Source organism: Umezawaea sp. NPDC059074, from assembly GCF_042738955.1.
Lineage (GTDB): Bacteria > Actinomycetota > Actinomycetes > Mycobacteriales > Pseudonocardiaceae > Umezawaea.
The window spans coordinates 1-26779 of record NZ_JBHYHC010000085.1; the positions used below are offsets into that span (position 1 = coordinate 1).

The 26779-nt window shown below is 70.1% G+C and carries 27 protein-coding genes; 12 read left to right on the plus strand and 15 right to left on the minus strand.

Annotated features, from left to right (window positions below; genetic code table 11):
- Nucleotides 1-117 precede the first annotated feature (117 nt).
- Nucleotides 118-696 carry a hypothetical protein gene (locus ACFWW9_RS30715; RefSeq protein ID WP_390385136.1) on the minus strand — a complete coding sequence of 193 codons (579 nt, stop codon included), beginning with the start codon at nt 694-696 and terminating at the stop codon, nt 118-120.
- Nucleotides 693-1289, minus strand: a complete 597-nt coding sequence (locus ACFWW9_RS30720) for an AAA family ATPase (RefSeq protein WP_390385138.1) — start codon at nt 1287-1289, stop codon at nt 693-695. Before ACFWW9_RS30720 ends, ACFWW9_RS30715 begins: the two co-directional genes overlap by 4 nt.
- Before the next feature lie 54 nt (nt 1290-1343).
- On the opposite strand from ACFWW9_RS30720, the gene ACFWW9_RS30725 reads away from it, so the two are divergent.
- Nucleotides 1344-2255, plus strand: a complete 912-nt coding sequence (locus tag ACFWW9_RS30725; RefSeq protein WP_390385140.1) for a nucleoside hydrolase — start codon at nt 1344-1346, stop codon at nt 2253-2255.
- Here the strand turns inward: ACFWW9_RS30725 and ACFWW9_RS30730 are convergent.
- Nucleotides 2236-2763, minus strand: coding sequence for a GNAT family N-acetyltransferase (locus ACFWW9_RS30730; RefSeq protein WP_390385142.1), 528 nt, complete (start codon nt 2761-2763; stop codon nt 2236-2238). The two genes, ACFWW9_RS30725 and ACFWW9_RS30730, sit on opposite strands and share 20 nt — an antisense overlap.
- Before the next feature lie 83 nt (nt 2764-2846).
- Between ACFWW9_RS30730 and ACFWW9_RS30735 the strand changes: the two genes are divergently transcribed.
- On the plus strand, nt 2847-3302 hold the full coding sequence (locus ACFWW9_RS30735; RefSeq protein WP_390385144.1) for a winged helix-turn-helix transcriptional regulator: 456 nt from the start codon (nt 2847-2849) through the stop codon (nt 3300-3302).
- A gap of 127 nt (nt 3303-3429) precedes the next feature.
- Nucleotides 3430-4410 (plus strand): helix-turn-helix domain-containing protein, encoded by a 981-nt coding sequence (locus ACFWW9_RS30740; RefSeq protein ID WP_390385146.1) that lies wholly within the window; start codon nt 3430-3432, stop codon nt 4408-4410.
- 42 nt (nt 4411-4452) lie between these two features.
- Here ACFWW9_RS30740 and ACFWW9_RS30745 read toward each other — a convergent pair whose 3' ends face one another.
- Nucleotides 4453-6405: a hypothetical protein gene (locus ACFWW9_RS30745; protein WP_390385148.1), complete on the minus strand. Its 1953-nt coding sequence runs from the start codon at nt 6403-6405 to the stop codon at nt 4453-4455.
- A gap of 97 nt (nt 6406-6502) precedes the next feature.
- Nucleotides 6503-9178: a DNA polymerase I gene (gene polA, locus ACFWW9_RS30750; protein ID WP_390385150.1), complete on the minus strand. Its 2676-nt coding sequence runs from the start codon at nt 9176-9178 to the stop codon at nt 6503-6505.
- Nucleotides 9179-9279: 101 nt separating this feature from the next.
- On the opposite strand from polA, the gene ACFWW9_RS30755 reads away from it, so the two are divergent.
- Nucleotides 9280-9678, plus strand: a complete 399-nt coding sequence (locus ACFWW9_RS30755) for a PaaI family thioesterase (RefSeq protein ID WP_390385152.1) — start codon at nt 9280-9282, stop codon at nt 9676-9678.
- A 2-nt stretch (nt 9679-9680) separates the two neighbouring features.
- Here ACFWW9_RS30755 and ACFWW9_RS30760 read toward each other — a convergent pair whose 3' ends face one another.
- From ACFWW9_RS30760 to ACFWW9_RS30770, 3 genes are all read right to left on the minus strand, one after another.
- Nucleotides 9681-10502 (minus strand): hypothetical protein, encoded by an 822-nt coding sequence (locus ACFWW9_RS30760; protein WP_390385154.1) that lies wholly within the window; start codon nt 10500-10502, stop codon nt 9681-9683.
- 279 nt (nt 10503-10781) lie between these two features.
- Complete coding sequence (locus tag ACFWW9_RS30765; protein WP_390385156.1) at nt 10782-10997, minus strand: hypothetical protein; 216 nt, start codon at nt 10995-10997, stop codon at nt 10782-10784.
- Nucleotides 10998-11006: 9 nt separating this feature from the next.
- Nucleotides 11007-11831 (minus strand): hypothetical protein, encoded by an 825-nt coding sequence (locus ACFWW9_RS30770; RefSeq protein WP_390385158.1) that lies wholly within the window; start codon nt 11829-11831, stop codon nt 11007-11009.
- Between the two features lie 423 nt (nt 11832-12254).
- Between ACFWW9_RS30770 and ACFWW9_RS30775 the strand changes: the two genes are divergently transcribed.
- From ACFWW9_RS30775 to ACFWW9_RS30810, 8 genes are read left to right on the plus strand one after another with little or no spacing between them, the layout of a single operon-like run.
- Entirely contained in the window at nt 12255-13574 is a 1320-nt protein-coding gene (locus ACFWW9_RS30775; RefSeq protein WP_390385160.1) for an AMP-binding protein, read from the plus strand.
- Nucleotides 13575-13587: 13 nt separating this feature from the next.
- The gene (locus tag ACFWW9_RS30780; protein ID WP_390385162.1) at nt 13588-13818 is read left to right on the plus strand and encodes an acyl carrier protein; all 231 of its coding nucleotides are present in this window, start codon (nt 13588-13590) and stop codon (nt 13816-13818) included.
- Nucleotides 13815-14189, plus strand: a complete 375-nt coding sequence (locus ACFWW9_RS30785) for an ectoine synthase (RefSeq protein ID WP_390385164.1) — start codon at nt 13815-13817, stop codon at nt 14187-14189. Before ACFWW9_RS30780 ends, ACFWW9_RS30785 begins: the two co-directional genes overlap by 4 nt.
- 15 nt (nt 14190-14204) lie before the next feature.
- Nucleotides 14205-15344: an acyl-CoA dehydrogenase family protein gene (locus ACFWW9_RS30790; protein WP_390385166.1), complete on the plus strand. Its 1140-nt coding sequence runs from the start codon at nt 14205-14207 to the stop codon at nt 15342-15344.
- Nucleotides 15341-16045 (plus strand): transglutaminase family protein, encoded by a 705-nt coding sequence (locus ACFWW9_RS30795; RefSeq protein WP_390385168.1) that lies wholly within the window; start codon nt 15341-15343, stop codon nt 16043-16045. The genes ACFWW9_RS30790 and ACFWW9_RS30795 overlap by 4 nt, the downstream gene beginning before the upstream one ends.
- A 35-nt stretch (nt 16046-16080) precedes the next feature.
- Nucleotides 16081-17445, plus strand: coding sequence for a TrpB-like pyridoxal phosphate-dependent enzyme (locus ACFWW9_RS30800; protein WP_390385170.1), 1365 nt, complete (start codon nt 16081-16083; stop codon nt 17443-17445).
- A 13-nt stretch (nt 17446-17458) separates the two neighbouring features.
- The gene (locus tag ACFWW9_RS30805) at nt 17459-18364 is read left to right on the plus strand and encodes a DMT family transporter (RefSeq protein WP_390385172.1); all 906 of its coding nucleotides are present in this window, start codon (nt 17459-17461) and stop codon (nt 18362-18364) included.
- 3 nt (nt 18365-18367) lie between these two features.
- Entirely contained in the window at nt 18368-19156 is a 789-nt protein-coding gene (locus ACFWW9_RS30810; protein WP_390385174.1) for a hypothetical protein, read from the plus strand.
- A 12-nt stretch (nt 19157-19168) separates the two neighbouring features.
- Here ACFWW9_RS30810 and ACFWW9_RS30815 read toward each other — a convergent pair whose 3' ends face one another.
- From ACFWW9_RS30815 to ACFWW9_RS30845, 7 genes are all read right to left on the minus strand, one after another.
- Nucleotides 19169-20266, minus strand: coding sequence for a hypothetical protein (locus ACFWW9_RS30815; protein WP_390385176.1), 1098 nt, complete (start codon nt 20264-20266; stop codon nt 19169-19171).
- Nucleotides 20267-20292: 26 nt separating this feature from the next.
- Nucleotides 20293-21423: an SPFH domain-containing protein gene (locus ACFWW9_RS30820; protein WP_390385178.1), complete on the minus strand. Its 1131-nt coding sequence runs from the start codon at nt 21421-21423 to the stop codon at nt 20293-20295.
- Between the two features lie 146 nt (nt 21424-21569).
- The gene (locus tag ACFWW9_RS30825) at nt 21570-22418 is read right to left on the minus strand and encodes an NAD(P)H-binding protein (RefSeq protein ID WP_390385180.1); all 849 of its coding nucleotides are present in this window, start codon (nt 22416-22418) and stop codon (nt 21570-21572) included.
- 83 nt (nt 22419-22501) lie between these two features.
- Entirely contained in the window at nt 22502-23215 is a 714-nt protein-coding gene (locus tag ACFWW9_RS30830) for an ABC transporter ATP-binding protein (RefSeq protein ID WP_390385183.1), read from the minus strand.
- Nucleotides 23212-24078 carry an ABC transporter ATP-binding protein gene (locus tag ACFWW9_RS30835; protein ID WP_390385185.1) on the minus strand — a complete coding sequence of 289 codons (867 nt, stop codon included), beginning with the start codon at nt 24076-24078 and terminating at the stop codon, nt 23212-23214. Before ACFWW9_RS30835 ends, ACFWW9_RS30830 begins: the two co-directional genes overlap by 4 nt.
- Nucleotides 24075-25790 (minus strand): branched-chain amino acid ABC transporter permease, encoded by a 1716-nt coding sequence (locus tag ACFWW9_RS30840; protein WP_390385188.1) that lies wholly within the window; start codon nt 25788-25790, stop codon nt 24075-24077. The genes ACFWW9_RS30835 and ACFWW9_RS30840 overlap by 4 nt, the downstream gene beginning before the upstream one ends.
- Nucleotides 25787-26704, minus strand: a complete 918-nt coding sequence (locus tag ACFWW9_RS30845) for a branched-chain amino acid ABC transporter permease (protein ID WP_390385190.1) — start codon at nt 26702-26704, stop codon at nt 25787-25789. Before ACFWW9_RS30845 ends, ACFWW9_RS30840 begins: the two co-directional genes overlap by 4 nt.
- Between the last annotated feature and the right edge of the window lie 75 nt (nt 26705-26779).

The following is a 26779-nucleotide window of genomic DNA, read 5'->3' on the forward strand; positions in this document are numbered from 1 at the left end:
AGCAGGGCAGAGACTTCGTCACCGCCCTGCTCGAAAAAATGGTGACCCGACCTACCGACGCGGCCTCGCGTGGTGGGCGAGCGGGTGAGCCCGTGAGCAGGTGAACCGCTGGGAGTGTTAGCCCCAGGTGTCGACGTCGCCTACCTGGTAGGTGGACGGGGGTTTGCCTTCGAGGGCGCGGTGTACTGCCGCCAGGACGCCGTCGGAGGTTTCGCGGTGGGAGAGCCAGCGGGTGCCCGCGCCGTGTTTGAGGTGGCCTAGGACGACCTGTTGAGTGGGGTGGCCGTCGAGGACCGGTTCCGGGAGGCCGTGGACGCGGTGGACCGCGCCGGAGTCGTGGACCTCCACGACGGGGGCCTGCGGGGCCAGCAGAGGGGCGACGGCGCGGAGCACCGGGTCGCGGTAGGTGGAGTGGACCCAGGCGACCAGGAGGTCGACGGGGCCGTCGACGGCGGCGCGGACCCGGTCGGCCAGTTCGGTGGGGCGGGCCCAGTCGGCGGCGATCTCGCGGGGGCGGGGTTCGGCCGCCGTGGTCGTGGTGCGGTGGCCGCTCGGGGCCAGTGCGGCTCGGGCCGCCATGCCGAACCGGGGTCTGCGGCTGGGCAGGACGACCCGCCAGCCGTCGGCCAGCAAGGCCGACGCGCACCCGGCCAGCATCCCGGTTCCGCCCAGCACCAACGCGATCCGCTCTGTCATCGCAACGACTCCTCGTCGAGTCCAGCCGCGTGGCGCAGCGGGCCCGCGCGCCACCGGTCCACGTCCTTCCGCCCGCGCAGCCGCACGATCACCAGCCGCGCGCCGTGCTCCCCGTCGAGCACGGTGGTCATCTTGTGCCGCGTCCGCCCGTACGACGTCCACGCCCACCGCCACAGGTGCTCGCGGTCGGTGAAGACGGTGTGCAGCGGCGGTTCGTAGTTGCCGTTCCACAGGTGGCTGCGGGTGATCCGGCGGCGGACCGTGCGCACGACCAGCCTCCGCATCACCAGGTGGCGGGGGAAGTCGAGCCACACCAGCGTGTCCGCCGCCGCCAGCAGCAGCGGGCGCACGTGGTTGTACTGGTATTCCGTCACCCACGCCGGGCCGCGCACGAAGTTCCGCACGTCCGCGGCGAACTCCGGCCTCGGAGTCCACTGTGGACCGTGGTACAGCGCGTCCATCTCCACGTACGAAAGCCCGAGCGCCGCGGCGATCGCCCTGGCCAGCGTCGACTTGCCCGCACCCGAGCTGCCCGCCACGACCACTCTGCGCGGCGGGTGCGGCAACGGGTCCGAAGGTCCGAGGAGCGGCACCTCAAGAGGCTACCTCCGGGCACCGACAAGAACCGGTCGTCCAGACTGGGCCGCATGGGAATTCCAGTGGTCCTCGACTGCGATCCGGGGCACGACGACGCGATCGCGATCCTGCTCGCGGCGGGCGACCCCGCGCTCGACCTGCTGGGCGTCACGACGGTCGCGGCGAACCAGACGCTGGAGAAGGTCACGCTGAACGCGCGGCGGGTGTGCACGGCCGCCGGTATCACCGTGCCGATCGCGGCGGGCAGCGCGAAACCGCTGCTCAGGCCGTTGCGGATCGCCGACGACATCCACGGCGAGTCCGGGCTGGACGGCCCGGTGTTCGGGCCGCCGACCGTGCCCGTGGTGGACGAGCACGCCGTCGAGCTGCTGCACCGGCTGCTGCCCGCGACGGTGATCGCGACCGGCGCGCTGACGAACGTCGCGCTGCTGCTCACCCGCTACCCCGAGGACGCGGAGCGGATCACCGAGATCGTGCTGATGGGCGGGTCGACCGGGCGCGGCAACATCACCCCGTACGCCGAGGCGAACATCCACGTCGACCCCGAGGCGGCGGCGATCGTGTTCGGCAGCGGCGTGCCGGTGACGATGGTCGGCCTCAACGTCACGCACCAGGCGCTGGTGACGCCGGACGTGGTCGCGCGGCTGGAGGCCCTCGGCCCGCTCGGGCGGACGTGCGCGGAGCTGATGGTGTTCTTCGGCGAGACCTACCGGGCGATGTTCGGCTTCGCCGCTCCCCCGCTGCACGACCCGGTCGCGGTCGCGCGGGTGATCGACCCGACGCTGGTGGAGTGCGTGGACGCGCACGTGCAGGTCGAGTTGACCGGCACGCACACGCTGGGCGCGACCGTGGTCGACCTGGACGGCTACCGCGGGCTCGCGCCCAACGCGAAGGTGGCCGTGGGCCTGGACGTCGACCGGTTCTGGGACCGGGTCGTGGGGGCTATCGCGCGGCTCGGGTGATCTCGGCCAGCAGGTCCTCGTGGGTGGGCAGGCCGAACGCCCAGCCGACCGGGATGCTGAAGTGGACGACGCCGTCGGCGTTGGTGGTCCGCGCGCCGGGCAGGACGCCGCGCACCAGCCGCACCATCGGGGTGTTCTCCGGCAGCACGTCGCCGTGCAGCTCCAGGTAGCCGAGTCCACCGGCCAGCGTCGCGAGTTCGGTGAGCAGCATCCGGCCGACGCCGCGGCGGTGCCAGCGGTCGACCACCTCGACCGCCGCCTCGGCCCGCCGCTCGCCGGTCCGGACCAGCCGCGCGATGCCGATGGGCTCGCCCAGGACCTCGGCGACCACGGCCGCGTGGTCGACGCCGTCCAGGTCGGACAGCCGGTCGCGGAACGTCTTGGTCAGCCGGGGCATCGGGGCGTGGAACCGCAGGTAGCGGCTGTGGTCGGAGAGTCCTTCGAACACCGCGTCGACCGCGGCGGGCGCGCTCCAGCGGTCGAGCGCGTGCACGCGTGGACCGATCATGGGACAGCCGCCTCGTTGGGTTCGGATTCAGAACGCCACCGTAGCTGAGTCTGCTTTCCGAACGCAAGCGTATCCTCGGAGACATGGCACACGCGAAGCTGGCCGACCCGCAGTGCACCATCTCGCGCTCCGCTGCCCTGCTGGGCGAGCGGTGGACCCTCCTGCTGCTGCGCCAGGTCTTCCTGGGCACCCGCCGGTTCGAGGACTTCCAGTCGCAGATGGACATCTCCCGCAGCGTGCTGACGGAACGGCTGGCGGAACTCGTCGACGAGGGCGTGCTGAGAAGGGTCGCGTACAAGGACGCCCGCACCCGCTACGAGTACCGGCTCACCGAGAAGGGCCACGCCCTCTACCCGGTGCTGATGGCCCTACGCGACTGGGGCGCGCGCTGGATGCCGCCGGAGGACGGCCGCCCGTCGTTCGACCTGCACCACCACGACTGCGGCGGCGACGTCCACGCGAAGGTCGAGTGCGCCGAGTGCGGCGTCGAACTGACCGCGCGCGACGTCCGCGTCACCGCGCCGAACCCCACGAGGTAGGCCCCGCCGCAGGACCGACCGTGGTCACCACCCACTTCGCGGCCAGGGGCAGAGGCGGCGCTACACCGAGGTAACCCGATCCATCGGCGGCGAAAGTACCCTCACCCCCGCAGGGAGTGACCTCACCGTGGGAGTGGTCGTGCTGGGAGCGCTCGGGCTGAGTCCCGCCGAGGAACGGATCTACCGGGCCGTGGTCAGCGGCTACCGCAGTGACGCCGACGAGATCGCGGACAACCTGGGCGCGCGGCGCGGCGAGGTGACGGCGGCGTTGAAGGTGCTGCTGGCCAAGGGGCTCGTGACCCGCACCGGCGACCGGTACGCGGCGGCCCCGCCGGACGTGCTGCTCGGCCCCATGCTGGTGAAGGGGCAGGCCGAACTGGAGCAGGCGCGGGCGGCCGTGGCGCAGCTCGCCGACGAGTACCGGGGAGGCGTGCGCCGCCGCGACTCGGCGCGGCTGGTCGACGTGGTGACCGGCGCGGAGGCGATCCGGCACCAGCTGCTGAGCCTCCAGCGCGACGCCCGCGAGGAGATGCTCTGGTTCTGCCGCAAGGCGCCGATCGCGATGGCCTCGCCGGAGAACGACGAGGAGGCGAAGGCTCTGGCACGGGGCGTGCGCTACCAGGCCGTGTTCGAGACGGCGCTGCTGGAGGAGCCCGGCGAGCTGGCCGAGGTCATGGCGTCGGTCCGCGCCGGGCTGGTCGGCCGGTCGCTGCCGACGTTGCCGGTCCGGCTCGCCATCGCCGACCGCTCGATCGCGTTGTGCCCGCTGGTCACCGACGACGCCACGGGTGAGCCGACGGCCGCGCTCGTGATGGAGAGCAGCCTGCTCAGCGCGTTGATCGCGCTGTTCGAGAGCTACTGGGAGCGGGCGATCCCGCTGCGCCTGGACGGCGGGTCCGACGTGCCGCTGACCCCGGACGAGCGGCAGCTGCTGTCGCTGCTGCTCGCCGGGATCAGCGACAAGTCGATCGCCACGCAGCTCGGGGTCAGCGGGCGAACGCTCCAACGCCGGGTGCAGGACCTGATGCGGCGGGCCAACGCCCAGAGCCGCATGCACCTGGCCTGGCGGGTCAACGAGCTCGGCTGGCTGGACGACTCGGGCTGGTGACTCCCTGCAAGGATCACCAGCCCGAGCCCGTCACCCGGCGGCTCAGCGCAGGGCGAGCCGGTGGACGCCGCTGGCCATCGTGCCCGCGAACAGCCACTTGCCGTCCGGCGACACGAGCACCGCGCGCACCTCGTGGTCGGCGGGCTGGTCGGGAAGGACCTTCCAGCGCTTGCCGCCGTCCGTGCTGGTCAGCACCCCTTGGCCGGGCACCATGAAGTCGCGGGTGCCGGCGAACAGCGTGCCGTCGCGGGAGAACGCGACCGACGTGTAGAACAGGTCCGCGGGCCGGGTGGCGTCGGTGAACGACTTGCCCGCGTCGAAGCTGACCTTCAGCACCCCGTCGCCCACGGCGACCACGTGCGAGGAGTTCCGCGGGTCGACCGCGACCGCCTCGACCCGGCCGTCGAACGCCTTCGCCAGCGGCAGGTCCGGGCCGGTGCTCAGGTACAGGCCGCTGACGTCCGCGATCCACACCGACCCCGCGGGCCGGGTCGGGTCGACGGCGAGCCCGTTCACGCCGGACAGCTCCTGGTCGTGCAACGGGGTGAAGCTCGCGCCGCCGTCCGTGCTGGCGAACAGCGCGGGCGCGAGGTAGGCGCCGGTGTAGACCCTCGTCTTGTCCTTCGGGTCGACGACGAGCGAGTGCGAGTTGCCCGGCAGCGCGGCCAGCCCCTCCCACGTCGTGCCGCCGTCGGTCGACCGCTCCACGGCGAAGCAGTCGCCGGGGCAGTAGGTGTTGCGCGCCCGCAGCACGTCGGTTCCCTTGCCGGGCAAGGTTTCCAGCGCGCCGACGGAGTTGCCGATGGTGTGCGGGATCTTGCCGGTCCAGCCCCAGTCCTGGTAGCCGGGCCCGAGGTCGCGCTTCAGCGGCGCGGTGGACCGGTAGCTGCCGGACGGCGTGCCCGCGATGAGCGCGGACCCGGCGACGGCCAGGGCGTTGACGGCCGTGTCCGGGACGCCGATGCGCTGGAAGTCGACCGAGTCGCGGGTGGTGAAGATGCCCGCCGACGCGGCGACGACCTGCACGTCCGGCCGGTCCGGGAAGCTGCCGACCTCGGTGTAGACGTCGACCTTCTCGGTCGCGGGCGTGGACCTCCAGTTCCGCCCGAGGTCCCGGCTGATCCACAGGTTCTTCGCGCCGCTGCCGTCCTGCGACCCCTCGATCGTCTGCACTTGCACGTCGCCCGCGGGCCCGACGCCGACGTACGGCACCGCGTCGCCCGACTTCCACGGCCCGGCGGCCGCGCGCCACGTGCGCCCGTGGTCGGTCGACAGGACCGCGCCGCTGAAGATGCCCGCGGCCACCACGACCCGGTCGCCCGCGGCGAGGGTGTCCACGGCGAGGTCGACGGGCAGCTTCTTGGCCTTGGCGGGCTTGCTCGTGGCGTTCTCGATCAGGTGCACGCCGGAGCCGGTGCCGACGTAGAGGTCGCTGTCGGCCAGCGCGAGCTGCCGCACGCCCGTGGGCGAGCCCGCGAGCAGCGTCCAGTGCGACCCGTGGTCCGTGCTGAGGTAGACGCCCTCGTCACCCGCGGCGAACACCGACTGCCCGGTGCGCGACACGACCAGGCCGGTGAACCCGGCGGGGGTGTCGAACACCTTCTGGAACGTCCGCCCGGCGTCGCGGCTGCGCAGCACCCAGCCGCGGTCGCCGCCCTGCGGGGCGGAGGCGACGTAGACGAGGCTCGCGTCCCGCGGGTCGGCGGCGATCTGCCGTCCCGAGGCGGCGGGCAGGTCCAGCCCGACGGGCGCGCGCCACGTCCTGCCGCGGTCGTCGGTGCGGTAGACGTTGCGGCCGGTCGCGGTCAGCACGTACATCCGCGACGGCATCGCCTTCGTGAAGGCGAGGTCGCCACCGCCCGCGTTCGGCCCCATCGACAGCCACTGCCGGGTCGACCCGACCTCGACCTGACCCGCCGAGGCGGGCACGGCGGTCCCCAACGCGACACCCACGGCCACCGCGAGAGTCGCGAGCTTCCAAGAGATGCGGTCCATGCCGGACAGCCTGCTGACGGCCCCGACGCGCGTCACTACCCGAGCGGTGGCGCGACCGCGACACGTCGCAACTGCGCCACCGCCGTCTCACATGGCGCTAGTGCGCCGCGTCGTCCCAGGACCGGCCGACGCCGACCGACACCTCCAGCGGCACGGACAGGTGGTAGGCGTTGCCCATGTGCTCGCGCACGAGGGCTTCCACCGCCTCGCGCTCGCCCTCGGCGACCTCCAGCACCAGTTCGTCGTGGACCTGGAGCAGCATCCGCGTCCGCAACCCGGCTTCCCCCAACGCCCGGTGCACGCCCAGCATGGCGACCTTGATGATGTCCGCGGCCGACCCCTGGATGGGGGCGTTGAGCGCCATCCGCTCAGCCATCTCGCGGCGCTGGCGGTTGTCGCTGTTCAGGTCCGGCAGGTAGCGCCGACGCCCGAGGATCGTCTCGGTGTAGCCGTCCTTCGACGCCTGCACGACGATCTGCTGGAGGTAGTCCCGCACGCCGCCGAAACGGGAGAAGTACGCCTCCATCTGCTCCTTGGCCTCCTCGGCCGGGATCCGCAGCTGCTGCGCCAGGCCGTACACCGACAGCCCGTACGCGAGGCCGTACGACATGGCCTTGATCCGACGGCGCATCTCGCCGCTGACCTCGCTCGTCGGCACCGAGAACGCCTGCGACGCCACGTACGTGTGCAGGTCCTCGCCGCTGTTGAACGCCTCGATCAGCCCGGCGTCCTTCGACAGGTGCGCCATGATCCGCATCTCGATCTGGCTGTAGTCCGCCGTCATCAGCTCGGCGTACCCCTCGCCGACGACGAACGCCTCGCGGATCCGGCGGCCCTCGTCCGTGCGGATCGGGATGTTCTGCAGGTTCGGGTCCGTCGAGGACAGCCGTCCGGTCGCCGCGATCGTCTGGTGGAACGTCGTGTGGATCCGGCCGTCGTCCGCGACCGACTTCAGCAGGCCGTCCACAGTGGACTTCAACCGCGTGACGTCCCGGTGCGCCAACAGGTGCTGGAGGAACGGGTGCTGCGTCTTCTCCAGCAGGTCCTGCAACGCCTCGGCGTCCGTCGTGTACCCGGTCTTCGTCTTCTTCGTCTTGGGCATGTCCAGCTCGTCGAACAGCACGACCTGGAGCTGCTTCGGCGAGCCGAGGTTGATCTCCTTGCCGATCACCGCGTACGCGTCCTGCGCCGCCTGCTTCACGCCAGCGGCGAAGTGCGCCTCCAGCTCGGCCAGGTGCGGCGAGTCGATCGCGATGCCGGTCGCCTCCACCTCGTCCAGCACGGCCATCAGCGGCAGCTCCAGCTCGGCCAGCAGCCGCGTGCCGCCGATGCCGACGAGCTGCTCGTCCAGCGCGTCCGCCAGCTCGGCGACCGCGCGGGCCCGCAGGATCGTGCCGGTGGCGGTCTTCTGGAGTTCCTCCTCCTCGTCGACCAGCAGCGACAGCTGCCCGTCCGACGACTCCTCGGCGCGCAGCTCCCGGTGCAGGTAGCGGATCGCCAGGTCGTCCAGCGCGAACGACCGCTGACCGGGCCGCACGAGGTACGCGGCGAGGCCGGTGTCGCTGGTGAGGCCCTTGAGCGTCCAGCCGCGGGCCCGCATCGCGCGCAGCGGCAGCTTCAGGTCGTGGCCCGCCTTGGTCACGGACTCGTCCGCCAGCCACGCGGCCAGCGCCGTCTCGTCCGACTCGTCGAGCTGCGCGACCTCGACGTACCCGCCGTCACCGGTGGCCGTCGCGAACGCGATGCCCTCCAGGTCGCCGCCCTTCTCGCGGAACGCGACCCCGACCCGCGCGCCGCGCGCGTACTCGTCCAGCCAGCCGCCGAGCAGCCCGGACGGCACCGCGCCGCCGTTGACCTCGAAGCCCTCCTCGGCCTCCGGCTCCTCGGACGGCAGGGTGGCGAACAGCCGGTCCCGCAGCACGCGGAACTCCAGCTCGTCGAACAGGCGGTGCACCGCCTCGCGGTCCCACGCCTTCTTCTCCAGGTCCTGCGGCCCGAGCGGCAGCTCGACGTCGCGGACCAGCTCGGTCAGGTGGCGGTTGAGGAGGACGTTGGTGATGTTCTCCCGCAGCGCCTCGCCGGCCTTGCCCTTGACCTCGTCGACCCGGTCGATCAGCCCGCCGAGCGACCCGAACTGCTGGATCCACTTGGTGATCGTCTTCTCGCCGACGCCGGGGATCTTCGGCAGGTTGTCCGAGGGGTCGCCGCGCAGCGCGGCGAAGTCCGGGTACTGCTCGGGCGTGACGCCGTACTTCTCCAGGACGAGTTCGGGGGTGAACCGGGCCATCTCGGACACGCCCTTGACCGGGTAGAGCACGGTCACCGAGTCGTTGACCAGCTGCAACGCGTCGCGGTCGCCGGTGCAGATCGCGACCTTGAAGCCGTCCGCGACCGCCTGTGTCGTGAGCGTGGCGATCAGGTCGTCGGCCTCGAAGTTGTCCTTGGCCATGGTCGGGATCGACAGCGTCGCCAGGACGTCCTGGATCAGGCTGACCTGGCCCTTGAACTCGTCCGGCGACTTGCTGCGGTTCGCCTTGTACTCGGCGAACGCCTCGGACCGGAACGTCTTGCGCGAGACGTCGAACATCACCGCCACGTGCGTGGGCGCCTCGTCGCGCAGCAGGTTGATGAGCATCGAGGTGAACCCGTACACGGCGTTCGTCGTCTGCCCGGTGTTCGTGGAGAAGTTCTCCTTGGGCAGCGCGAAGAAGGCCCGGTACGCCATCGAGTGGCCGTCGATCAGCAGCAGGCGCGGTGCGTCGGAAGTGCTCACGGGCCGAGTCTAGGGTGGGGCACCGACAGTTCCGCACCGACCGGAGGTAGCCGGTGACCCCCGCCGTCCCACCCACACCCGACCAGCTCCCAGGCCTGAACATGGACCTGGCGGCCGAGCAGCTGACCACGAAATTGGGCATCGAAATCACCCAATGGGACGCGAACAGGCTCGTGGGGACGATGCCGGTAGCCGGAAACCGCCAGCCGTACGGGCTGCTGCACGGGGGCGCGACGGCGTCGCTGGCGGAGACCCTGGGCTCGGTAGCTGCGGCGATGCACGCGGCACCCGATCGGGTGGCGTTGGGGCTGGAGCTGTCGTGCACGCACCACCGGGCGGCGCGGGAGGGGTTGGTCACCGGGGTGTGCACGCCGTTGCACGTGGGTCGGAGCACGGCGACGTTTCAGATCGCGGTGACGGATGAAGCCGGGAAGGCTGTGTGCACGGCACGGTTGACGTGCATTCTGCGCGAGCGTCCGCCGGGGGAAACTCCGTCGTAGGTCTAGCGGGGCTGTGGTGGGGGTTGAGCGAAGGGGACCTTCGACAGGGCCGCGCGGATGGTGGTGGCGAGGTCGGGGATGTTGAGACCTCTGGCCTGGAGTGAGGTGACGACCTCGGCGATGCTGACGCCTATGCGGTTGGATTCCCGGATCAGGCTGTCCAAGGTCGACTGACCACCCCCGCTCACGCTCGGCCTCACCACCAGCAGCGCGCCGTCCCCTTCGCACCAGATGACCCGGACTCCCTCCGGGGCCTGTCGCCACGGAACGGTTTCGCAGCGGTCCAGTGGTGACCACTCCCCGGCGGCCCAGCGTGCTCGCCCCGCGTGGTCGTCGGCGGTCGTGTCGAACTGCGTGATCCCCAGCAGTCGTCGCACCACCTCGACGCTCGACCACTCGTCCGACCGCTTCAGGTACGGCCGCACGCGAGCCCCCGGTTCGCCGCAGTCGGCCACGCGCCGGACCCGGAACAGGTGGCCGGGGCCGTGGATGACCGCATCCAGAACGGGGCCCGGCGATCCGTCTAGCCCCAGACGGCAGGTAGTTACAAGGATCTCGTCGGCAAGCATGAAGTAGCTGAGCACGCCGATCCCGAATCGGCTGTTGGGGAACAACTTCACCGGTGGGTCCAGGGTCTCCCATGCCTCCTGCTCCAAGCGGAAGTCAGCTTGTTCCGGGAAACGGTCTCCTGCCTTCGAGAAAACGCCTCGGAGTTCGGCGTCGCCCATGCCGATGCCGTTGTCGTGGCAGTCGAGATAGGCCCTCCCCTCGTCGTCCACGCCCTGCTCGAACGAGATCCGGCCTTCGTAGCTGTAGGTGGCCAACGAGGTGCGGTCGAGGTGTTCGGGGTTGCAGACGTCCGGGCCCTCGGCGGAGGCCGTGCAGGAGTCTGGCGATCCTTGCTGGGGCGAGGGTTTCGCCCAAGGTGTGCTCGGGGAGGTGGAGCGGGGTGTCCTTGCAGCGGGCCAGCCAGCGGTGGAGGAGGCACCAGCCGATGGCGGGCTCGCTGGAAGGGCGTAATCGGGCTCGCTTGACGAGCATGTCGTGTTCGGCGATGAAGGCGTCGAAGGAGCCTCGGCCGGAAGGGGTCAGGGAGGCCGGGTTCAGGTGGGCGTGTTCGGCGGCCGCGCGGAGGTCGTGGACGCGGTGCAGGAACAGGAGGAGGACCAAGAGGGCCGGATCTCGGAATCGAGTGCGAGAACGATCCAGGGGTCACGCGGTTCCGGGGGTGCGGGCGTGAAGTAGGCCGTGCCGATCTGGGTGATCGCGCCGTGCACGACGGTGTTCTCGATGGAGTTGCTGGTCTCCCGGTCCGGCATCCGAACAGACTAGGCGACCGCGACAGCCTGACGGCGTGCGGTGAAACGGGTTCGGAGGAAGCGGTACGCGGCTGCCAGGACCAGTAGGCCCAGGGAGAACGGGAGCCACCAGCGGGAGCCCACGAAGGTTTCGAAGCAGACCTGGATGAGGCCCAGGGCCACGGCGGTGGTGATCATGCCGGGCGGGGTGCGGGCCAGCAGGACGGCGGTCACGGCGTAGACGCCGACGAGTATCGCTGTCAGGTACCAGGCCGCGCCGGGGACCTTCAGGAGGTAGAGGAACGCCGCCAAGCCGGTGAGCATCCCGGATGCCACGAACGGGCGAATGCGTTGACGGAGGGTGAGCGTCAGGGCGGCGGATGCCACGAGAAGCACTGTCAGTTGGACGGTGTCGAAGCCGGGGAACAGTTCGTGGGGGCGGAAGAGGCGTAGTGGGGGTTCCGCGGAGTCGCCGCGGAGCAGCCAGGTGGCTGCCTCCACGAGAACGAAGACGCCCAGGCCCACCAGGAAGTGGCCGCGGATCGTGGTGGTGGCGGTCGTGACGGCGATGGTCACGACCAGGGCCGCCAGCAGGGCGAAGGCCGTCGAGACACCGAACGCCAAAGTGGGGCCGGGGCGGTAGCCGAGGGCCGCGTAGGTGGTGTACGCGGTGAAGAGACCGAGCGTGAACGCGGCCAGGGGGACGGTGTCCACCAAGCGGTCGCGGCGGGTGCAGGCGATGGCCAGCAGGGCGTAGACGGCGCCCTGGGTGAGGCCCTCCAGGGCTGTCGTCCACCACTGGTCGGCTAGCAGTTCGGCAGTCCGCACCAGGGTCGCCGACATAGGCAGGTTCACGGCTTCCACGCTGCCACACCCGCCGAACGGACCTGCGATCGGAGGCCGTGGCGGCCGGTGGGAGTAGTCGGACATCAAGGGGGTGAATGGACGCCCGCGCGCAAGTGATCCCACGCCGCGGGCGTCACCTGATCGGCGGTATGTGCCCCCGAGAAATCGTAGTTAGCCTCGCAACGGTTCAATTATTTCGATTGGACTACGGCCATTGAAGTCAGGTCTCTGGGGGATTTGATTTCACGCAGCCTTCCCACGCTCACCTCGTTATTCACCCGCACGCGTCCGAAGCAATCCGAAAAGGCTTCGCACGCGTGCCGCAAGGCTGGGGAATCGACCTTGACACCATCATCGGTATATCCGCTCGCCCGCACCGGGCCTGCGTTGCGCTGGAATGACGTCGACATCGGTTATCCGAAGGTGGCCGCGATGGCGGACGCGGCGTTCTCGACCGTGGCGGACCTGCCGGGCGACGGGCCGGTCGGGCTGCTCGGGAAGAAGTCGCCGGGGACGATCGCCGTGGTGCTCGCGTGCCTGCGGGCCGGGCGGCCGTTCCTGCTGCCGTCGCCCGATCTCGGCGCGGACGCGCGCGCCGAACTCTTCCGCGTCGCGGGGTGCGCAAACGTACTGCACACCGAAGACCTGCTGGTCGAACAGGTGGCCGCCACCCCCGTGGACCTCCGGGGTGTCGGGTTCATGCTGGCCACGTCCGGGTCCACGGGGGTGCCGAAGGTCGTGCCGCTCCCCCGCGCCGCCGTCGACGCGTTCACCGGGTGGGCCGCCGAGCACTTCGGCATCGGGCCGGGGACGGTGGTGTTCAACTACGCGCCGCTGAACTTCGACCTGTGCCTGCTGGACGTGTGGACGACGCTCGCCCGCGGCGGCCTGGTCGTGCTGGTGGACCCCGAGCGGGCGCTGGACGGCCGCTACCTGCTGCGGACGTTCGCGGGCGCGGACGTCGAGGTCGTGCAGGGCGTGCCGATGTTCTACCGGCTCCTGCTGGACGCGGCGCGCGCCGAGGGCAAGACGTTCCCGCACGTGCGGGAGCTGGTCTGCACGGGTGACGCAACACCGTCAGCGCTGCTCCGGGAACTACCGGAGGTGTTCCCGAACGCCCGGTTGCACAACGTCTACGGCTGCACCGAGACCAACGACAGCTTCATCCACGAGATCGATCCGGCCGCGGACGGGCCGGTGCCGATCGGGCGGCCGATCCCCGGTGTCCACGCGGTCGTGGTCGACGACGACGGCATCGAGGTGGTCGGCGAGGGCACGGGCGAACTGCTGGTGTCGACGCCGTTCCAGGCAGGCCGGTACCTCGACCCGGCGTTGACCGAAAAGGCCTGGTCCGAGGGCTACTTCCGGTCCGGCGACCGGGTGCGGCGCGACGCCGACGGGCTGTTCCACCTCGTCGGCCGCACCGACTTCCAGGTGAAGGTGCGCGGCGTGCGGACCAACCTCCTGGAGGTCGAGCGGGTGATGCTCGACCACCCCGGCGTGGCCGACGCGGTGGTGCTGGCGGTGCCCGACGACACCGCGGGCCACCGGCTGCACGCGATCGTGCGGCGCGCGCCGGGTGAGCCGCTGAACAGCCTCGGGCTGCGGCGGCACTGCGCCGTGAACCTGCCGCGGACGGCAGTTCCCTCCGGCCTGGACATCACCGATGAGGAATTCCCCCGTACCTCGACCGGGAAGGTCGACCGGAAACAGCTGGCGAAAGGGGTGCGTCTGAGTGCCACGATCGACTGAGATCAAACAATTCGTGATTTCCGAGTTCGTCAGCGACATCAGCGCCGAGGAACTCGACAACGACTACGACCTCCTGGAGAACGGCGTGGTGAACAGCCTCGGGCTGCTGCGGCTGATCGCGTGGGTCGGTGAGCGCTACGACATCCCGGTCGACGAGATCGACCTTTCCCCGGCCGATTTCCGCTCGGTGAACTCGATCGACGAGTTCGTCGCCTCGGTTCACCCGGTGGGGGGTCGAGCATGATCGTGCTGAGCAAGTCCGAGGTGCCCTGCGTGGACTGGGGCAACGGGTTGAGCTACCGGTTCCTGCTGAAGAAGCACGGCATGGGGTTCACCGTCGCCCACACCGTCGTGCGGGCGGGCACCAAGTCCCCGTTGCAGTACCGGCGGCACCTGGAGTCCTGCTACTGCGTCCGGGGCTTCGGCGAGGTCGTGACGATGGACGGCGTGGTGCACCGGATCGAGCCGGGCGTGCTCTACGCGCTCGACCAGCACGACGCCCACTACCTGATCGCGGGCCCGGACCAGGACCTGGAGCTGATCAGCGTCTTCAACCCCCCGTTGAACGGCGACGAGCGGCACAGCCTGGACTCCGAAGAGTTCTCCGAGTACTGACGGGAGGGGATCGCGGTGATCGACTGGGACGAGGAGCAGCGGGCGCTGCGCGCTGCCGTGGTCGACCTCGGGCCGGTGCTGAGCAAGGACCACGTCGAGCGGGACCGGACCGGCGAGTTCTCCACGGCCAACTGGGACCGCGTGCGCGAGACCGGGCTGTTCGGGCTGCCGTTCCCGGAGGAGCACGGCGGGCTCGGCGCGGACCTGCTCACGACGATGTACGTGCTGGAGGGGCTCGGCGAGGGCTGCCGGGACGGCGGGTTCAGCTTCTCGGTGTCCACGCACGTGGTCGGCGTGGGTGTTCCGCTGCACCGGTTCGGCTCGGCGGCGTTGAAGGCCCGGTACCTGCCGGAGATCAGCGCGGGCACGATGATCGGCGCGCACGCCATCACCGAGCCGGACGCGGGCTCGGACATGATGGCCATGCGCACCACCGCCGTGCCGGACGGCGACTCGTTCGTCCTCAACGGCAGCAAGGCCTTCGTCAGCAACGGCCCGATCGCCGGGCTGTACACGGTCTACGCGCGGACCGGCAAGCAGGGCAGCCCGGCGGCCATCACGGCGTTCCTGGTCGAGCGGGACACGCCGGGGCTCACGGTCGGCAACCCCGTGGCCAAGATGGGGCTGCGGACGTCCCCGTTGTGCGAGCTGTTCTTCGACGACTGCCGGGTGCCGAAGGCGAACGTGGTCGGCTCGGTCGGCGCCGGGTTCCTGGTGCTGGACCACGTGATGAAGTGGGAGATCCTGCTCTCGTTCGTGATCAACCTCGGCGAGATGGCGCACCGGCTGGCCCGGTGCGTCGAGTACGCCAAGGAGCGCGCCGCCTTCGGGCAGCCGATCGGGAAGTTCCAGTCGGTCGCCAACAAGGTCGTCGAGATGAAGATCGGCGTGGAGACCTCGCGGAAGTGGTTGTACGACACCGCCGAGCGGCTCACCCGCCGGGAGAACGTCACCATCGACATCGCCATCACCAAGCTCACCGTCAGCGAGGCGAGCCTCGCGTCGGCGCTGGCCGCCGTGCAGGTCTTCGGCGGCTACGGCTACCTGGCCGAGTACGGGCTGGAGAAGGACGTGCGCAACGCCGTCGCGGGCCCGATCTACTCGGGCACGTCCGAGGTCCAGCGGCAGCGCATCGCCACGATGGTCGGCCTGTGAGCACGACCGACACCGGGGAGGACAGCATGACCAGCACCGCGGAACACCTGGCGGAGACCGAGTTCCTCGACTTCAGCGCGCCCGCCGTGGCCGGGCTGGTCGCCAAGGCGTTACCGGACGGACCGGACGCGCTCACGCCGACCGAGCGCGCGGTGAAGCTGTTCTTCGCCGTGCGCGACGGCATCCACTACGAGGTGTACGGCGCGGACATGTCCCGCGACGGGCTGCGGGCCAGCGCGATCATCAAGAAGGGCATGGGTTTCTGCGTGCAGAAGTCCATCGTCTACGCGGCCGCGCTGCGCTCGGTCGGCGTGCCGAGCAGGCTCGTCTACGGCGACGTGCGCAACCACCTCGCCTCGGACCGGCTCCGCGAACTCGTCGGCGGTGACGTCTTCCGGTTCCACAGCCTCACGTCCGTCCACCTGGACGGCAGGTGGGTCAAGGCGACCCCGGTGTTCAACAAGATGCTGTGCAAGCTCTACGGCATCGCGCCGCTGGACTTCGACGGCACGGCCGACAGCCTCTACCACCCCTACGACACCAACGGCCGCAGGCACATGGAGTTCCTCCAGATGCGCGGGGAGTACGCCGACTTCCCCTACGAGCTGGTCGTGGAAGGCATCCGGGAAGCGCACCCCCGGCTGTTCGAGAAGGACGACGAGACCACCGAGGGCTCGCTCGTCGCCGAAGCGGGCCGGTAGCAACCCTTTCCCCACAGCGAACGGTGGAGTTCCCGATGATCGAGAAGGTCAAGTTCGAGCTGACCGAGAAGGACATCCCGCACACCTGGCTCAACGCGGCGGCCGACATCGGCGGGATCGCTCCCATCCTCGACGCCAAGACCGGCCTCGAGGTGAGCCGGGAGGCGCTGGGCGGCACGATGCCCGCCGCGCTGGTCGAGCAGGAGCTGAGCCTGGAGCCGGAGTTCGAGATCCCGGACGAGGTGCGGCAGCTCTACGCCCAGTGGCGGACCACGCCGCTGTACCGGGCGCGAAGACTGGAGAAGGCGCTGAACACGCCCGCCCGGATCTACTACAAGTTCGAGGGCACCGCGCCGACCGGCAGCTTCAAGCCGAACACCGCGATCCCCCAGGCCTACTTCCACAAGAAGGACGGCAAGACCGGGCTGATCGCGGAGACCGGCGCGGGCCAGTGGGGCAGCGCCATCGCGCTGGCGGGCGCGCTGTTCGACCTGACCGCCAAGGTGTTCATGGTCAAGGTCAGCTTCCAGCAGAAGCCGTTCCGGCGCACGCTGATGGAGACCTACGGGGCCACGTGCGTCGCGAGCCCGAGCACGGAGACCGAGGCCGGGCGGCTGACGCTGGCGGAGTTCCCCGAGCACCCCGGCAGCCTCGGCGTGGCGAAGTCCGAGGCGCTCCAGTTCGCCAAGGCGCACCCGGAGTTCGGCTACACCAGGGGCAGCGCGCTCAACCACGTGTGCGCCCACCAGTCGGTGATCGGGCAGGAGGCCATCAAGCAGATGGCGCTGGCCGACGACTACCCGGACGTCGTGGTCGGCGCGGCGGGCGGCGGCAGCAACCTCGCCGGGCTGGCGTTCCCGTTCCTGCGGCAGCAGAAGCAGGGCGGGCAACGCGTCCGGCTCGTCGCGGTCGAGCCCGCGTCGTGCCCGACGCTGACCCGCGGCCGGATCGCCTACGACTACGCGGACTCGATGGGCCTGACCCCGCTGTTCCGGATGCACACGCTGGGGCACAAGTTCGTCCCCGCCCCGGTGCACGCCGGAGGGTTGCGGGCGCACAACATCGCCCCGCTGATCAGCCGGGCGGTCGAGGACGGGCTGATGGAGGCCACGTCCGTCCGGCAGAACGAGTGCTTCGAAGCCGGAGTGCTGTTCGCCAGGTCCGAAGGGATTCTGCCCGCTCCGGAGTCGACCCATGCTATTCGTGGGGCGATCACCGAGGCCGTCCGGTGCCGGGAGGAGGGCAAGAGCGAGGCGATCCTGCTCGGCCTGTCCGGGCACGGCGACTTCGACCTGGTCGCCTACGAGAAGTACTTCAGCGGAGTCCTGCCCAACGACGCGCTCAGCGACGAAGACCTCGACCGGGGTCTCGCCAGCATCCCCGCGCTCACGCTCGCCTAAGGAACCCCACGCCATGACACGCATCAACGTCGTCCAGTTCGCCGCGCTCGCGGTGATCTGGGGAAGCAGCTACACGTTCATCAAGGTCGCGGGTGGTGGGCTGACGCCCGCGCAGCTCGTGCTGACCAGGGTCGTGCTCGGGGCGCTCGTGCTGTACGCGGTGCTGCGGGCGACCGGGGGCCGGTTGCCGAAGTTCGGGGTGGTGTGGGCGCACATCGCCGTGGTCGCGACCCTGGGGATGGTGGCGCCGTTCCTGTTGTTGGCGTGGGGTGAGCAGCGGACCAGCGCGGCGATGGCCGGGGTGTTGATCGCGGCCACGCCGTTGTTGACGTTGGCCGCCGCTACCGCGGCGTTGTCGACGGAGAGGGCGACGCCGCGGAAGGCCGTCGGGTTCGGGCTGGGCTTCGTGGGGGTGGTGCTGGTGATCGGGCCTTGGGCTTCCGAGGCCGGGTCCATCGGTGGGCAACTGGCCGTGCTGGCGGCCGCTGTCTGCTATGCGTTGCAGACGGTGTACGTGCGGAAGATGTTGGCGCAGCGGAGCATTCCGCCGTTGGTGTCGTCCACCTCGCAGGTGTTGATGGCGGTGGTGCTGCAAGGGCTGATCACGCCGTTCTTCGCCTGGAAGACACCGCACCTGTCGCTCGGGGTGGTAGCGAGCATCGTGCTGCTGGGAGCGGTGGGCACCGGGGTCGCCTACCTGCTGTACTTCCGGTTGATCACGGATCTGGGGGCGTCCAACGCTTCCGCGGTGAACTACTTCGTGCCGCTCACCGCCGTGCTGGTGAGCCTGGTGACGCTGGGCGAGCCGATCACGTGGAACATGGTGGTGGGGACGTTGATCGTGCTGTTCGGGTTCGCCTACGCGGAGAACCGGTTGGGGCGCAAGAAGGTCGTCACCCCTGCGGCCGCGGCGGAGTGAGGGATGCGCACCGATAGCTGGGGGTGGAGGGCCGCGTTCGGGATCCTGGTGATCGACCGGGATCCGGTGGCGGAGTCCGAGTTCTGGGCGTTGGCGCCTGCTGGGGTGTCGGTCAGCGCTGCCCGGTTCGAGAGTCCGCGGAAGCCTGGGACGTCGGACTACGGGGAGGATCCGGCTCGGGCCGTGGCCGAGTCGGCGGACATGGCTCGGGGGCTGGACTTCCTCGGGGGGATGCGGCTGGACGCGATCTGCGTGTGCTTCACGACCAGCAGTTTTTTCGGTGGCGCGGAGTTCGACAAGTCGTTCGTGTCGCAGGCTTCGGTGAAGGCGCACGGGACGACGGTGGTCACCGCCGCGCAGGCGACCGTGGCGGCGATGTCGTCGGTGGGGATCCGCCGCCCCTACGTGGTCCTGCCGCCGTGGTTCAAGGACGAGATCGTGGACGCCGGGTCCGAGTACTTCGGGGCCGCCGGGTTCGCGCCCACGGGGATGCGCCGGTTCTCGTTGGGGCGGGGGTGGGACTCGCTGCCGCCCTGGGAGACCTGGGACGCGGGGGCGCAGTGGGCCGTCCGGCCCGAGGAGGTCTACCAGCAGGTGCGGCGCACCGTGCCCGAGGGGACCGACGGGGTGGTGATCGCCGGGAACGGGTTCCGGTGCGTGGACGCGATCGCGCCGTTGGAGGAGGACCTCGGGGTGCCCGTGGTGACGTCCAACCAGGCCTGCCTGTGGCACTGCTTGACGGTGGCCGGGGTCGGGGGTGCCGTCACGGGGTTCGGGACGCTGTTCGGCTGAGACGTCAGCGCGCTAGCCGCCGTTGCGCGCGACGAGGTAGACGATCGCGGCGATCACGATCAGCGCCAGCACCACCGCGACGGCGATCTTGACCTTGCTCCACGGCCGTTCGCCGTGGATCTCGCCGGTGCGGCCGTTGATGAAGATCTGCCAGTTCCTGCCCGCGTACTCGTACGAGGCGACCCACACGGGGAGCAGCATGAGCTTGAACGTCACGTCGTCGTGCTGGGTGTCGACCGAGTTCACCTGCTGCTCGTCGCCGCCGATGTCGTTCCGGCAGTCCTCGGCGATGACCGGGGCCATCCGGTTCTTCGCCTCGTCGAACCCGCTCTCCGGTTCCACGTCGTAGCGCAGCGCGTGGTGCCCGGCGAGGAACTGCGGCTGGTACGGCGCCGCGTCGAGCAGCGGCCACGGAGCCAGGTCGTCGAGCAGCGGCGGCGGCACCAGGGTGCTCGCGGGCACCAGCACGTCGTCGAAGTTCCGGGCGACCCTGCCCTGAGCCGGGTACCACCGGGTGTGCCGGACCTGGCGGGTCTTCTGCTCGCCGTTCTCCACGTAGGTCTCGGTGACGTAGTAGTGCTCGCCGCGCGCCCCGGTGTAGGCGGACACCGTCCGCGAGTCGTACGTCCAGTGCGGGATGTAGGTGCTCTTCGTGGACTCGGCCGTGGTGACCTTCTTCAGCGCGGTGGGCGCGAACCACCGCGAGGACGTCCACTTGTCCAGGTGCGCGCCGGTCTCACGGCGGTCGAACGCGAACGGCAGCACGCCCTCGGGCGCGAGCTGGTCGGACGCGTTCACGTCGATCACCAGCGGCGCGCCGCAGAACTGGCACAGGCTCGCGGTCTCGTTCGTCTCCGTCCTGGCGGCACACCGCTGGCACACGAAGACGTACTTCCCGATGGAGGCCACCGGCTTGCGGGCGAGACCCGCCAGTTCGGCGAACGGGATCTCGCGGATCCGCCGGTCGCCCGCCGAGATCTCCTGCTGGTACCCGCAGTACGGACACCGCAGGGCGGTGGTGCCGGGCGCGAACTCCAGCCGCGCCCCGCAGCCGCCGCACGGGTACGTCGTGTTGGCGACGTCGCCCTGGTGGAACCCCGCGTCGGTCATGATGTCCTCGGAACGGTCGGCACGGCTCAGGACTGCGGCGGGAGCGGCGGCGGGGTCGTGGCGAACAGCGCCGACACCTCCGGCACCTGCGCGGCCGGGATCCACTGGGCCATGCCGGTCTTCCACACGAGCGCGTCCCTGGTGAGCGTGCCCGCCGAGATCTGCGCGCCGAGCCCGGCGCGGTCGAACGGGCCGAGCTGCTGCCCGTTCGCGCCGACGAACCACTGCTCCCCCTGCGGGAGCGGCGGCGGCGTCTGCTGCGGTGCGGGAGCCTGTTGGGGTGCGGGAGCCTGTTGGGGTGCGGGAGCCTGTTGGGGCGCGCCCGCGCGCTGACCGAGCGCCACGCCGATGCCGATGCCGAAGCCCTCGCCCGCGCCACCCTGGTTGTTGGCCGCGGCCTCGATCGCGTTCGCGGACTGGAACTGCGAGTACTGGTCGAGGTTGCCGAGCACGCCCATCTGGGTCCGCTTGTCCATCGCGGCCTCGACCTCCGGCGGCACCGAGATGTTCTCGATGACGAACTTCGAGATCTCGATGCCGACCTCGCGCAGTTCGAGGTTGAGCGCGGTGGCGATCTTCCCCGCGATCTGCTCCTGCTGGGTGACCAGGTCGAGCATCGGCACCTGGGCCGCCGCGATGGCGGGCCCGAGCTTGCCGATGACCATCGTCCGGAGGTAGTCCGACACCTCGTCGGTGCGGAAGTGCGGGTCGGTGCCCGCGAGTTCCCGGAGCAGCGCCACCGGCTCGAGCACGCGGATCGCGTAGCCGCCGAACGCGCGCAGCCGGACCATGCCGAACTCCGCGTCGCGCAGGATCACCGGGTTCTGGGTGCCCCACTTGAGGTCGGTGAACTGCCGGGTGTTGACGAAGTACACCTCGGCCTTGAACGGCGAGTCGAAGCCGTACTTCCAGCCCTTGATGGTGGACAGGACCGGCATGTTCTGGGTGCTCAGCGTGTACATGCCGGGCGGGAACGCGTCGGCGACCTGCCCCTCGTTCACGAAGACAGCGACCTGCGACTCCCGGACGGTGAGCTTCGCGCCCATCTTGATCTCGTTGTCGTGGCGCGGGAACCGCCACACGATCGTGTCACGGCTGTCGTCGGTCCACTCGATGATGTCGATGAACTCGCCGCGGATCGCGTCGAAGATACCCACGTGTGACCACCTGTCTTCGGCTCGCGCGAGGCGCTTCGCCCGCCCACGGGAGGATACCCGCGGGATCCGCCGGATTCCTCATCGGACGGCCGGTCGTCGTTGTGCGGCAGGTGATGCGGAGCGTCCCTCGGCGATCGGGCGGCGGATCACCGCGTCGCGGAGGTGGCGGCGTGGTGGCGGGCGAAGTCGTCCACCGAGTGGGGCGGACGGCCGGTGAGGCGGTGCACGGTGTCCGCGACCGGGATGACCAGGCGGCCGTCCACGACCTTGATCAGGGCCTCGGCCAGGAACTCGCCGTAGCTCCTCGGGAAGCCCCGATCCATGAGCAGGGTGGTGAACTCCTCGGCCGACACGGATTCGTAGCTCACGGGCTTGTCGAGGGCTTCCGACAGGGCCTCGGCCACGGCGTGGTGGTCGACGCTTTCCGGGCCCGTCACCGGGAGCGGGCCGGTGGGGCCGTTCGGGGCCAGGGCGGCCACGGCCACCGCCGCGATGTCCCTGGTGTCCACGAACGGGATGCGGCTGTCCTCGGAGGGGAGGCGGAGTTCGCCCCGCTCCAGCATGCCGCTGAAGGAGCCGACGGTGAAGTTGTCGAGGAACCAGGTCGGGCGGACGAACGCGGAGGCCACCGGGAGGGCGGCGAGGGTTTCCTCGGCGATCCGGGTCGGGTCGTCCGCCGGGGCGTGGTCCACGTCGATCGTGGAGAGGAGCACGATCCGGCCGACACCCGCGTCGGCCGCCGCTGCGAGGACGGCCGGGGCGCGTTCGGGGGCGCCGGGGTGGTTGAACGGGATGACCACGTAGGCGGCGTCGCTGCCCTCGAACGCCGGGCGCCAGGTGGTGTCGTCGTCGTAGTCGAACGGCGTGTGCTCGCCGTGGGCGGCTCGGGTGCGGCCCGCCGAGCGGACTAGCCAACCCTCGTCGACCGCTTGTGCGGCTACGTGCCTGCCGGTCTTGCCGGTCGCGCCCAGGACGGTGATCACGTGGTTCCCCATGGGGGACAAGGTACTGCCGTGCGCGCGACGGAGCCCCGCCTCCCACAGGGAGAGACGGGGCTCCGAGGTGTCGTGCTCCGGTGCTAGTCCTCGCCGAGGTACGCCGCGCGGACGCGTTCGTCCGCGAGCAGCTCGTGGCCGGGGCCTTCGAGGGTGGTCTTGCCCAGGTCGATCACGTAGGCGTGGTCGGACAGGGCGAGAGCCGCCAGGGCGTTCTGCTCGACGAGCAGGATGGTGGTGCCCTGCTTCTGCAGTTCCTTGATGGTGTCGAAGATCAGCTGCGTCATGATCGGCGAGAGGCCCATGGAGGGCTCGTCGAGCATCAGCAGGCTGGGCTTGGACATCATCGCGCGGCCGATGGCGAGCATCTGCTGCTCGCCGCCGGAGAACAGGCCCGCCTTGTTCTGCCTGCGCTCGCCGAGCACGGGGAACAGCTCGTACACGCGCTGCATGTCCGCCTCGACGCCGTCGTCCTTGCGGACGTAGGCGCCGAGCTGGAGGTTCTCCTCCACGGTCATGCGCGGGAACAGCCGCCGACCCTCGGGGCAGTGGGCGAGGCCGCTGCTGAGGATCGCGTGCGCGGGCTGGTTGTGGATGGGTTCACCCTGGAACAGGATGTCGCCGCCCGTCGGCCGCAGCAGACCGGAGATGGTCCGCAGGGTCGTGGTCTTGCCCGCGCCGTTCGCGCCGATGAGGCTGACGATGTGACCGGCCTCGACGGTGAACGAGATGTCGCGGACGGCCTCGATCGCGCCGTAGGCGACGCTGAGGTTGCGGACCTCAAGGAGCGCGCTCATGCCTGCTCCCCTTCCGGCTTCGTGGTCTCGGTGGTGGTCTCGGCAGCCTTGGTGTGCTGCGTCTCCTCGACCATCGCGGCGACCTCGGCCTCGACCTCGTCCGGCGGCTTGCCGAGGTAGGCCTCGATGACCCTGGGGTCACGACGCACGACCTCGGGGCTGCCCTCGACCAGCAGCTGGCCCTGCACGAGCACGGAGACCGAGTCGCACAGGCTGAAGATGAACTTGATGTCGTGCTCGATCACGACCACGGAGACGCCGGTCTCGCGGATGGCCAGGATCAGCCGCCGCGTCGCCTCGGTCTCCTGCGGGTTCATGCCCGCGGTCGGCTCGTCCAGCAGCAGGACGGCCGGGTCGGTCGCGAGCGCGCGGGCGATCTCCAGGCGGCGCTGGTCGCCGTAGGGCAGGTTGCGCGCCAACTCGTCCTCGATGCCGGGGAGGTTGACGAACTCCAGCAGCTCGGACGAGCGCTCGCGCGCCGCCCGCTCGCCCTTGCGGTAACCGGGACCGTGGAAGATCGAGGCCAGCGGCCCCTGCTTCATCCGCACGTGCCGACCCACCATGACGTTCTCCAGCACGGTCATGCTGGGGAACAGCCGGATGTTCTGGAACGTGCGGGCCACGCCCGCGGTGGTGACCTTCGCGGGGTCGCCCGGCAGCACGTCGCCCTTGAGCAGCACGCTGCCCGTGGTCGGCGTGTAGAGACCGGTGAGGCAGTTGAAGAACGTGGTCTTGCCGGCGCCGTTGGGGCCGATGAGACCGACGACCTTGCCCTCGTCCAGCTTCAACGACACGTTCTGCAACGCCTTGAGGCCACCGAAGACCATCGAGACGTCGCGCGCTTCCAGGACTGGCGTGCTCACGCCGTGGCCCCCTTCGTGTCGTGCTCGTGCACCTCGTCGACCGGAACCCCGCCGACATCCTCACCAGCGAGCTCGGCCCTGCGGTGGCGGTCGGGCACGAGGCCCTGCGGCCGGAACCGCATGATCAGCACCAGGGCGAGGCCGAAGATCATCAACCGGTAGTCGCTGAACTCGCGCAGCTTCTCGGGCAGCACGAACAGCAGCGACGCGCCGAGCACGGCACCGGGGATCGAGCCCATGCCGCCGAGGATGACCGCGGCGAGCAGGGTGACCGACTCCAGGAACTTGAAGCTCTCGTACGAGACGGTGCCGTTCTTGTGCGCGAACACCGCGCCCGCCAGACCCGCGAGCGTGGCGCCGACCAGGAAGGCGAGGATCTTCGCCTTGCCGGTCTTGATGCCCATCGCGCGAGCGGCGTCCTCGTCCTCGCGGATCGCGATCCAGGCCCGGCCGATGCGGCTGAACTTGAGGTTCGCGAAGATCGCCATCACGCCCGCGACGAGCAGGACGATGAGGACGTAGTAGAGGACGCCCGCGGGGAGTTCGACGGCCCCGATGGAGAGGGTCTCGTTGAACTCCTTGCCGAACAGGTTCAGCGGCGGCACGCCGGGGATGGCGTTGGCGCCGTTGGTGAGCCCGCCGATGTTGTTCTGCGCGGACCTGGTGAAGATCTCACCGAAGGCCAGCGTCACGATCGCCAGGTAGTCACCGCGGACGCGCAGCGTCGGCGAGCCGACGACGGCGCCGAAGATGCCCGCGATGATCGCGGCGATGATCGCCGCGATCGGGAACGGCAGGTCGATGCCGACCTTGGAGGCCGCGGCGCCGGACAGGTTCGCCGCGACGACCGCGCCGATGCCCATGAACGCCACGTAGCCGAGGTCGAGCAGGCCCGCGAGACCGACCACGATGTTGAGGCCGATCGCGGTGGCCGCGTAGATGCCGATGTTCGCCGCGACCGTCATCCAGTACTCGGAGCCGGCGTTGGTGAACGGGAGCAGCAGCGCGCAGGCCAGGAGGACGACCACGCTGAACGCGCGGTGCTTCTCCGACAGCTCGGAGATCCAGCCGATGAGGCCGAACCCGTTGAGCGCGGTCAGCAGACCGGCCGCGAACCCGAGGAAGGACAGGAACAGCCCACCCGCGTACGGGTTGGCCGGGCCGCCCTGGCCACCGGCGGTCAACGTCTGCGCGACGGCGAACAGCACGGCGGCGAACGTCACCACGAGCACCAGGTACGCCCACGGACGGGCGAGCTTGATGTTCCACTTGGCGGGCAGCTCGATGCCGAGCCCCGTGCCCGCGAAGATGACCGCGAGACCGGCGACGATGCCGACGATCCCGCCGAACGCGACGTTGCCGTCGGACGCCGTGATGGCGCCGAGGCCGCCGCCCTCGGTGGTGATGAAGATCGAGTTGATCAACGCGACGGCGAGGCCACCCCAGCCGAGCGACCTGATGACTCGAGCCTTGCTGGGAATCGGCGCGAAGACCGCGACCAGCACCAGCACACCGAGGAGGAGCATGTGCCACCGGAAACCGGTGACCTGGAACGGCGCGTCGAAGTACTGCAGCGTCGCGCGGTCCGGGTAGTTGCCCGAGTTCAGGGCGAACGTCACCCACGGCAGGAGCGCGGCCACGATCAGCAGCACGCCACCCACGATGGCCAGCGGACGCGCGAAGGGCTTCACTGTATTGGCGATCTTGCTCACGCGCGCACCCTTTCCGGCTCACCGAACAGGCCCTGAGGCCGGAACACCAGCACCAGGATGAGCATGACGAAGATCCAGACGTAGTCGTACTGGGTGCCGCCGGGCATGTACTGCCCCGCGAGCGACTTCACCAGGCCGATGATGAACGCCCCGACCACCGCGCCGCGGATGCTGCCGACGCCGCCCAGCACCGCCGCGGTGAAGGCGAAGATGCCCGTCTGGAAGCCCATGTCGGTGTTGATGTTGTTGAGGTACGTGCCGAAGAGGACGCCCGCGACGCCCGCGAGGACGGCGCCGAGCACGAAGGTCAGGACGATCACCCGGTCGGGGTTGACGCCCATGAGCTTCGCGGTGTCCGGGTCCTGCGCCGTGGCGCGCATCGCGCGGCCCATGCGGGACCGGTTGATGTAGGTCTGGAGCAGGATGGAGAGGATCACCGAGACGAAGATCAGCAGGATGCCGCTGTAGCCGACCCTGATGGGGCCGAGGACGAGCTGCCCCTGGACGAACACACCGGGGAACGGGAGCGCCGCGGTGGCGTTCGGGTAGAAGTTGCGCACGAACTCCTGGAGGAACACCGAGACACCGAGAGCGGTGATCAGCGGTGCGAGCCTTGGTGCGTTGCGCAGCGGGCGGTAGGCGAAGCGCTCCATCACCAGTGCGACCGCGACACTGACCGCGACACCGCCGATGAGCACGAGTGGGAGTGACACGTACCAGACGTCCTTGACGGAGTCCGGGACGAGCCAGGTGTAGGTCGCCAGGCCGCCGTAGGCGCCGACCATGAAGACTTCACCGTGCGCGAAGTTGATCAGCTGGATGATGCCGTACACCATGGTGTACCCGAGGGCGATGAGCGCGATCAACGCGCCTTGCACCACCCCGTTGGCCAGCTGTTGAAGCAGGGTTGACACGACTACCTCTACCTCCGTAGACAGCGGGGGCGGACAGAACTGCCCGCCCCCACCGCATCTGACGTCAAACGATCA

Excerpts from the sequence above, each read along its gene's own strand:
- ACFWW9_RS30715 (WP_390385136.1), bottom strand. The coding sequence starts at position 696 with ATGACAGAGCGGATCGCGTTGGTGCTGGGCGGAACCGGGATGCTGGCC.
- ACFWW9_RS30725 (WP_390385140.1), top strand. The coding sequence starts at position 1,344 with ATGGGAATTCCAGTGGTCCTCGACTGCGATCCGGGGCACGACGACGCG.
- ACFWW9_RS30730 (WP_390385142.1), bottom strand. The coding sequence starts at position 2,763 with ATGATCGGTCCACGCGTGCACGCGCTCGACCGCTGGAGCGCGCCCGCC.
- ACFWW9_RS30735 (WP_390385144.1), top strand. The coding sequence starts at position 2,847 with ATGGCACACGCGAAGCTGGCCGACCCGCAGTGCACCATCTCGCGCTCC.
- ACFWW9_RS30745 (WP_390385148.1), bottom strand. The coding sequence starts at position 6,405 with ATGGACCGCATCTCTTGGAAGCTCGCGACTCTCGCGGTGGCCGTGGGT.
- ACFWW9_RS30755 (WP_390385152.1), top strand. The coding sequence starts at position 9,280 with ATGGACCTGGCGGCCGAGCAGCTGACCACGAAATTGGGCATCGAAATC.
- ACFWW9_RS30765 (WP_390385156.1), bottom strand. The coding sequence starts at position 10,997 with ATGCCGGACCGGGAGACCAGCAACTCCATCGAGAACACCGTCGTGCAC.
- ACFWW9_RS30775 (WP_390385160.1), top strand. The coding sequence starts at position 12,255 with ATGGCGGACGCGGCGTTCTCGACCGTGGCGGACCTGCCGGGCGACGGG.
- ACFWW9_RS30785 (WP_390385164.1), top strand. The coding sequence starts at position 13,815 with ATGATCGTGCTGAGCAAGTCCGAGGTGCCCTGCGTGGACTGGGGCAAC.
- ACFWW9_RS30800 (WP_390385170.1), top strand. The coding sequence starts at position 16,081 with ATGATCGAGAAGGTCAAGTTCGAGCTGACCGAGAAGGACATCCCGCAC.
- ACFWW9_RS30805 (WP_390385172.1), top strand. The coding sequence starts at position 17,459 with ATGACACGCATCAACGTCGTCCAGTTCGCCGCGCTCGCGGTGATCTGG.
- ACFWW9_RS30810 (WP_390385174.1), top strand. The coding sequence starts at position 18,368 with ATGCGCACCGATAGCTGGGGGTGGAGGGCCGCGTTCGGGATCCTGGTG.
- ACFWW9_RS30815 (WP_390385176.1), bottom strand. The coding sequence starts at position 20,266 with ATGACCGACGCGGGGTTCCACCAGGGCGACGTCGCCAACACGACGTAC.
- ACFWW9_RS30825 (WP_390385180.1), bottom strand. The coding sequence starts at position 22,418 with ATGGGGAACCACGTGATCACCGTCCTGGGCGCGACCGGCAAGACCGGC.
- ACFWW9_RS30830 (WP_390385183.1), bottom strand. The coding sequence starts at position 23,215 with ATGAGCGCGCTCCTTGAGGTCCGCAACCTCAGCGTCGCCTACGGCGCG.